Source organism: Vibrio nigripulchritudo ATCC 27043 (assembly GCF_000222685.1).
In the GTDB taxonomy this organism is placed as follows: domain Bacteria; phylum Pseudomonadota; class Gammaproteobacteria; order Enterobacterales; family Vibrionaceae; genus Vibrio; species Vibrio nigripulchritudo.
In genome coordinates, this window is the sequence record NZ_AFWJ01000138.1 from 1 (window position 1) to 4961 (window position 4961).

Consider the following 4961-nt stretch of genomic DNA (forward strand, 5'->3'; position numbering starts at 1 on the left):
ATGCACTGCATCATTCCCTTCAATTGCTGCGGATAAAACCCTTCTTATTAGTTCTTGGGCATCCCCGAATCACGGGATTAACAAGATCGTGTGGCCAACGTGGGGGCAGTGGGTAAGCGATGCCACCGACGGGCGAGTGAAAGTCAAAGTGGAATACAACATGGGTCCACCCCCAGCCCAAGCCGATATGATTGCTGATGGTATTGGTGATGTGACCTGGTTTTTCCACGGATTTAAGCCCGGTCGGTTTGAACTGACTAAGTTGCCCGAAATTCCTACTTTCGATAACACCCTGTCTTCAGAAGACGCTTCCATTGCCTACTGGCGAGTGTTCGATAAATACCTGAAAAAGGGGAAAGAACACCGTGGACTGGTCGTGTTAGGTGTTGGTGTACACGGACCCGGTTCGATCATTACCCGCGAGAAAGTGTCGACGTTCGATGATTTAAAAGGCAAGAAAATGCGCATTGCGGGCGATGTCATGTCGATCATAGGTAAGAACATGGGTGTTGCCCCAGTGGCGCTGCCCCCAACTAAAGTTTACGAAGCTCTGTCGCAAGGCGTGGTGGACGGCGCATTCTTTACACTCGAAACCCTCAAAAGCTTCCGCCTAAATGAAGTGGCACCTAATGTCGTGACCTTTCCGGGGGGCTTATATCGCGGCAGCTTCAGTATTTTGATGAACCCGGATACGCTGGACGGACTGTCTGCAGAAGATCGCAAAGCAGTATTGTCTGTATCTGGTGAGAAGCTGTCTCGTCTGTTTGGACAAATGATGGATCAGGCAGATGAAGCCGGGGTAAAAGACACACTGGCAAAACAGGGCAACATTCAGGAAGCAACACCGGAAATGATTGCACAGGCGAAAACCTATGCAGAAGGCTTGGAAAAAGCCTGGCTGAAAAAAGCCAAAAAACGCCGTATTTCCGATCCAGAAGGTGCTCTGACCTACTATCGTGAACAGGTTAAATCTCTGGGAGCTGAATAATGAGCCCTGTACTGAATCTTGCAGGAGGAATACGTCGGTGTCTGGAGGTACTGGCGTCACTCGCATTGCTAATGATGCTGGTGGTGACAGTGATTGATGTGGTCGGGCGTTACTTTTTCAATGCTCCCTTACCCGGCGGAGTAGAGTTGGTAGAAATTTTACTGGCATTGGTGGTGTTTGCTGCTTTTCCTCTGATTACCTGGAATGAAGAACACATCTGCGTGGATTTACTGGATGACTGGTTTCCTCGTGCGATGATCGATTTGCGCCAGTTTGTCATCAGTCTGGGGTGTGCGTTTGCTCTTGGTCTGGTGGCATGGAAAGTGTGGGGGTTAGGCTCTCGCTCTCTTTCTTATGAGGAAGAGACAGATATTCTGGCTATTCCACTGGGCTACGTGATGTATTTTATCTCGATAACCGGATGGCTATCGATGGTAATGACGCTACTGCTTGCGGTGCTGTATTTGGCGAAGAAAGGACCAATGTCGGCGCAATCGGCAGAAGGAGAGCAACCATGACAGTGACATTAATTGGTTTTGCTGTTCTTCTCGCGCTGGTGCTGCTCCGTATTCCTCTTGCCTACGCGATGGGCATCGTTGGGTTTGTCGGGTTCGGCGTTCTGGTTGACTACAACTGGACAGCCACACTTTCGATGGCAGCAAGGCGCATCATCGATACGGGACAGGATTATAGCCTGTCGGTGATCCCACTCTTCGTTCTGATGGGTAATCTTGTTAATCGAGCTGGTCTCTCTCAGGAATTGTACGCCGCCAGTAATGCGTTTGTTGGTCACCGGAAAGGTGGGTTGTCGATGGCGACCATTCTGGCGTGTGGCGGATTCTCTGCCATTTGTGGCTCCAGTCTGGCAACAGCAGCTACCATGTCCAAAGTAGCCATGCCGCCGATGCGCAAATACGGCTATCAGGACAGCCTTGCAGCCGCTTCCATTGCCGCGGGTGGCACCTTGGGGATATTGATTCCGCCTAGTGTCATGCTGGTGGTGTACGGCTTGTTGACAGAAACCAGTATTCGAGAGCTGTTTGCCGCAGGGCTGATCCCCGGTCTGTTAGGTGTCGGGCTTTATCTGGCGGCGGTGAGATGGGCGGTATTCAGAAATCCGAATTCTGCGCCTCCAATGGAAAAACTGCCGTGGCGCGAGCGCTGGCTGGCACTGAAAGGCGTCTTCTCAACGGTTGCTCTTTTTGTGCTGGTGATGGGGGGAATATACGCAGGTATCTTTACCCCAACCGAAGCGGCGGGTATTGGGGCGGCAGGCGCGCTAGTCATCGCAGGGCTAAAAGGTCAGCTTAACCGGAAGGTTCTGCATGAAGTGTTACTGGATTCTGCGAAAACCACAGCGGTATTGTTCAGTGTGGTGATTTCAGCGCTGATCTTCTCCAACTTCATCAACCGTGCAGGCTTTACCGATGCGCTGCTGGAATTTGTGACCAGTATGGATATGACCCCCTTCATGGTCATGGCAGTGATTCTGCTGATATACATATTGCTGGGGTGCATTTTCGAGAGCATGTCGATGTTGCTGCTGACCGTGCCCATTTTCTTCCCACTTGTACAAAGTTTGGGCTTTGACTTGGTCTGGTTCGGTATTCTGGTGGTCGTAGTCACAGAAATCAGCCTGATCACGCCACCCGTTGGGATGAATGTGTTTGTATTGTCTGGCGTAATGAAAGACATTAAAACCAAAACTATATTTCGCGGAATAGTCCCATTCTGGACTGCCGACATGCTGCGTCTGGTGCTGATTGCACTGATCCCAGCGTTGTCTCTGGCTCTGCCGAATTGGTTGTACAGTGGTTGATTGAGGTATACATCTTATGGGGCAGTTTACATTTTCACTTGACGAGTTCTTACCCTACAAGCTCGTCAGAACCGCAGAGCAGGTCGCGGATAGCCTGGCAGAACTCTATCAAAAAGAGTTTGGCATAACCCGACCGGAATGGCGCATTATTGCCAACTTAGGTGCTCGTGAAGATGTGATTGCCCGTGACCTCTCGGATGTCACTAATCTGGACAAAGTCAAAGTGTCCAGAACCTTAGCCAGGCTGGAAGAAAAAGAACTCATCACCCGTGAGAAAACAGAGAACGATCAACGTGCGACGCACATTCAACTGACTGAGAAAGGTCAGGCGTTGTATGAAAGAATCATTCCTCGTGCATTGCAGTGGGAGTCCGAAATACTTGATGGTTTAACGGGCTCTCAGTATCGCGATCTTTTTCGTGCGCTAGACGCACTGAAGCAATCCACCGATGCCGTATACCAAAAGCACTCAGGTAAAAGCTAACTGCGTAAGCATCCGTCACGTAAACACTGGTCAGCCACGAGTTTTAACACCCTCTGCTATGCTCAAAGTGATGATGAATTCTCGTCATCACTTTTTTATTTGTTGTCGTTTAGGTAAGGGTCGTTATGGTTTTACGTTTTCTCGGAATAATGCTGGCTGTACTTGTTCATTCTCATGCAATGGCGACCAGCGCATCTTCGGCATCAATTCAGGTCGTTACAGGTAACCTTCCCCCTTATGCCTATGTAAAAGACGAAAGATTAGAAGGCGTAGCGACAGATATCGTTCGCGAAATCATGCGTCGGGTAGGTCATGAGAAGCCAATTCGAACGGAGCCTTGGAAACGGACCGTCACCAAATCGGTGTCTGGGAGACTGTCTTTCCCATTTGCCCGAATTCCGCCACGTGAGGGTAAATACAAATGGATAGGTCCTATCCTGCAAGACAGTTTTTCCTTTGCGACACTGGAATCGGATGAAGCAACTTACCTAAGTTCGGATGACTTCAAAGCAAAAACCATCGGAGTGAATCGCGGTGCGCCAACGGCGGGCAGGCTGAAGAAGATGGGTTTTGAAAACTTAAACGAAGCCCGAAGTGAATCCGCCAACGTGAAAATGCTACAGGCGAAACGCATTGACGGCTGGTACTCCACACGGCTGATGATTCAGTCTCACATGGGGAAAGAGGGTGCGCCGTTCAAAGTCGCCTATGATGATCTGCCCATTGAGATGTATGTCGCTGCCTCGCTAGACATTCCCGACAGCATTGTAGAGAAATGGCAGGCAGCATTAGATATGATGAAAGAAGACGGCACTTATGAAGCGATATTAGATCGCCACAGTGTCAGGCTTCCTTAGCTTAACGCTTTAATATTCATAAACATTAAACTCTTTGAGCAGGGCATCATAAGTGCCATCTGCTCTCAATTCACTCAATCCTTTGTTAAAAGCGTGTACCACTTCCTGTCCGTCTGGAATGTTTTTGGACACGAGCAGGTAAAGGGGGGAGCGGCTGAGTGGCGGCTGAATGTAAACCACATCATCCAGTTTGCTGTGGCTCAGGGCTCTGGCTTCATAACGGAAGACGGCGAAGGAAACTGCAATCATATCGACGCGTTCGCGAAACAGCTTCCTCACATTCAGAATCTGATTTGAAGCCTCTTCTTTGGTGAGGTAATCCGCACTGTCAAACTCTTTCCCGTTTGCCCAGCCTAAGCTGACTCCGATTCGATAAGGCTTCAAATCCTCTAGCGATTCGTAGCGCTTCACACCTAATTTATTTAGTGCGACTAATCCAACATCTACATTGAAAATCGGGTCGCTGTAGAAATATTTTTCTGCACGCTCTTCGGAGTAATAACCGCCCATTGCGACATCGTATTCTCCTTTTTCTACCACTGCGAGAGCCCGTTTCCACGGAGTGAATCTTATGCTGCTCGAATAGTGAGAACGCAGGAATGCTTCCTGCACTATTGCAGTCACAACGCCATTTCTTTTGAGCTCAGAGCCGTAGAAAGGTGCCCAGTCTACCGTCACCATTTTTACGGTTCTGGCATGAGCACCAACAGAAAAAAACGAGCATGCGAAAATAAAGCGATAAATAAGGGTCTAATAACCAACATAACGTGTGTTCCGGGTTCTTTGTTTTTTACGTAAGTATAGGAGCTGGTT

The 4961-nt window shown here is 49.2% G+C and carries 6 protein-coding genes; 5 read left to right on the plus strand and 1 reads right to left on the minus strand.

The window, feature by feature from the left end:
• The 5 genes from RH89_RS12935 to RH89_RS12955 all read left to right on the plus strand — a co-directional run.
• On the plus strand, positions 1 to 988 hold a 988-nt coding region (locus RH89_RS12935; protein WP_004402460.1), incomplete at its 5' end, for a TRAP transporter substrate-binding protein.
• A complete protein-coding gene (locus RH89_RS12940; protein ID WP_004402461.1) occupies positions 988 to 1506 on the plus strand; it encodes a TRAP transporter small permease in 519 nt (172 codons plus the stop codon). The genes RH89_RS12935 and RH89_RS12940, both read left to right, overlap by 1 nt.
• Positions 1503 to 2807 (plus strand): TRAP transporter large permease, encoded by a 1305-nt coding sequence (locus RH89_RS12945; protein WP_004402463.1) that lies wholly within the window; start codon positions 1503 to 1505, stop codon positions 2805 to 2807. The genes RH89_RS12940 and RH89_RS12945 overlap by 4 nt, the downstream gene beginning before the upstream one ends.
• A 16-nt stretch (positions 2808 to 2823) precedes the next feature.
• Positions 2824 to 3291 carry a MarR family winged helix-turn-helix transcriptional regulator gene (locus RH89_RS12950; protein ID WP_004402464.1) on the plus strand — a complete coding sequence of 156 codons (468 nt, stop codon included), beginning with the start codon at positions 2824 to 2826 and terminating at the stop codon, positions 3289 to 3291.
• Positions 3292 to 3416: 125 nt separating this feature from the next.
• Positions 3417 to 4148, plus strand: a complete 732-nt coding sequence (locus tag RH89_RS12955) for a substrate-binding periplasmic protein (protein WP_004402466.1) — start codon at positions 3417 to 3419, stop codon at positions 4146 to 4148.
• A gap of 9 nt (positions 4149 to 4157) precedes the next feature.
• On the opposite strand, the gene RH89_RS12960 is transcribed toward RH89_RS12955, so the two are convergent.
• Positions 4158 to 4829 (minus strand): substrate-binding periplasmic protein, encoded by a 672-nt coding sequence (locus RH89_RS12960; protein ID WP_004402468.1) that lies wholly within the window; start codon positions 4827 to 4829, stop codon positions 4158 to 4160.
• Positions 4830 to 4961 lie beyond the last annotated feature (132 nt).

What these genes read in the sequence shown, in the direction of transcription:
- RH89_RS12940 (WP_004402461.1), top strand. Translation starts at nt 988, where the DNA reads ATGAGCCCTGTACTGAATCTTGCAGGAGGAATACGTCGGTGTCTGGAG.
- RH89_RS12945 (WP_004402463.1), top strand. Translation starts at nt 1,503, where the DNA reads ATGACAGTGACATTAATTGGTTTTGCTGTTCTTCTCGCGCTGGTGCTG.
- RH89_RS12950 (WP_004402464.1), top strand. Translation starts at nt 2,824, where the DNA reads ATGGGGCAGTTTACATTTTCACTTGACGAGTTCTTACCCTACAAGCTC.
- RH89_RS12955 (WP_004402466.1), top strand. Translation starts at nt 3,417, where the DNA reads ATGGTTTTACGTTTTCTCGGAATAATGCTGGCTGTACTTGTTCATTCT.
- RH89_RS12960 (WP_004402468.1), bottom strand. Translation starts at nt 4,829, where the DNA reads ATGGTGACGGTAGACTGGGCACCTTTCTACGGCTCTGAGCTCAAAAGA.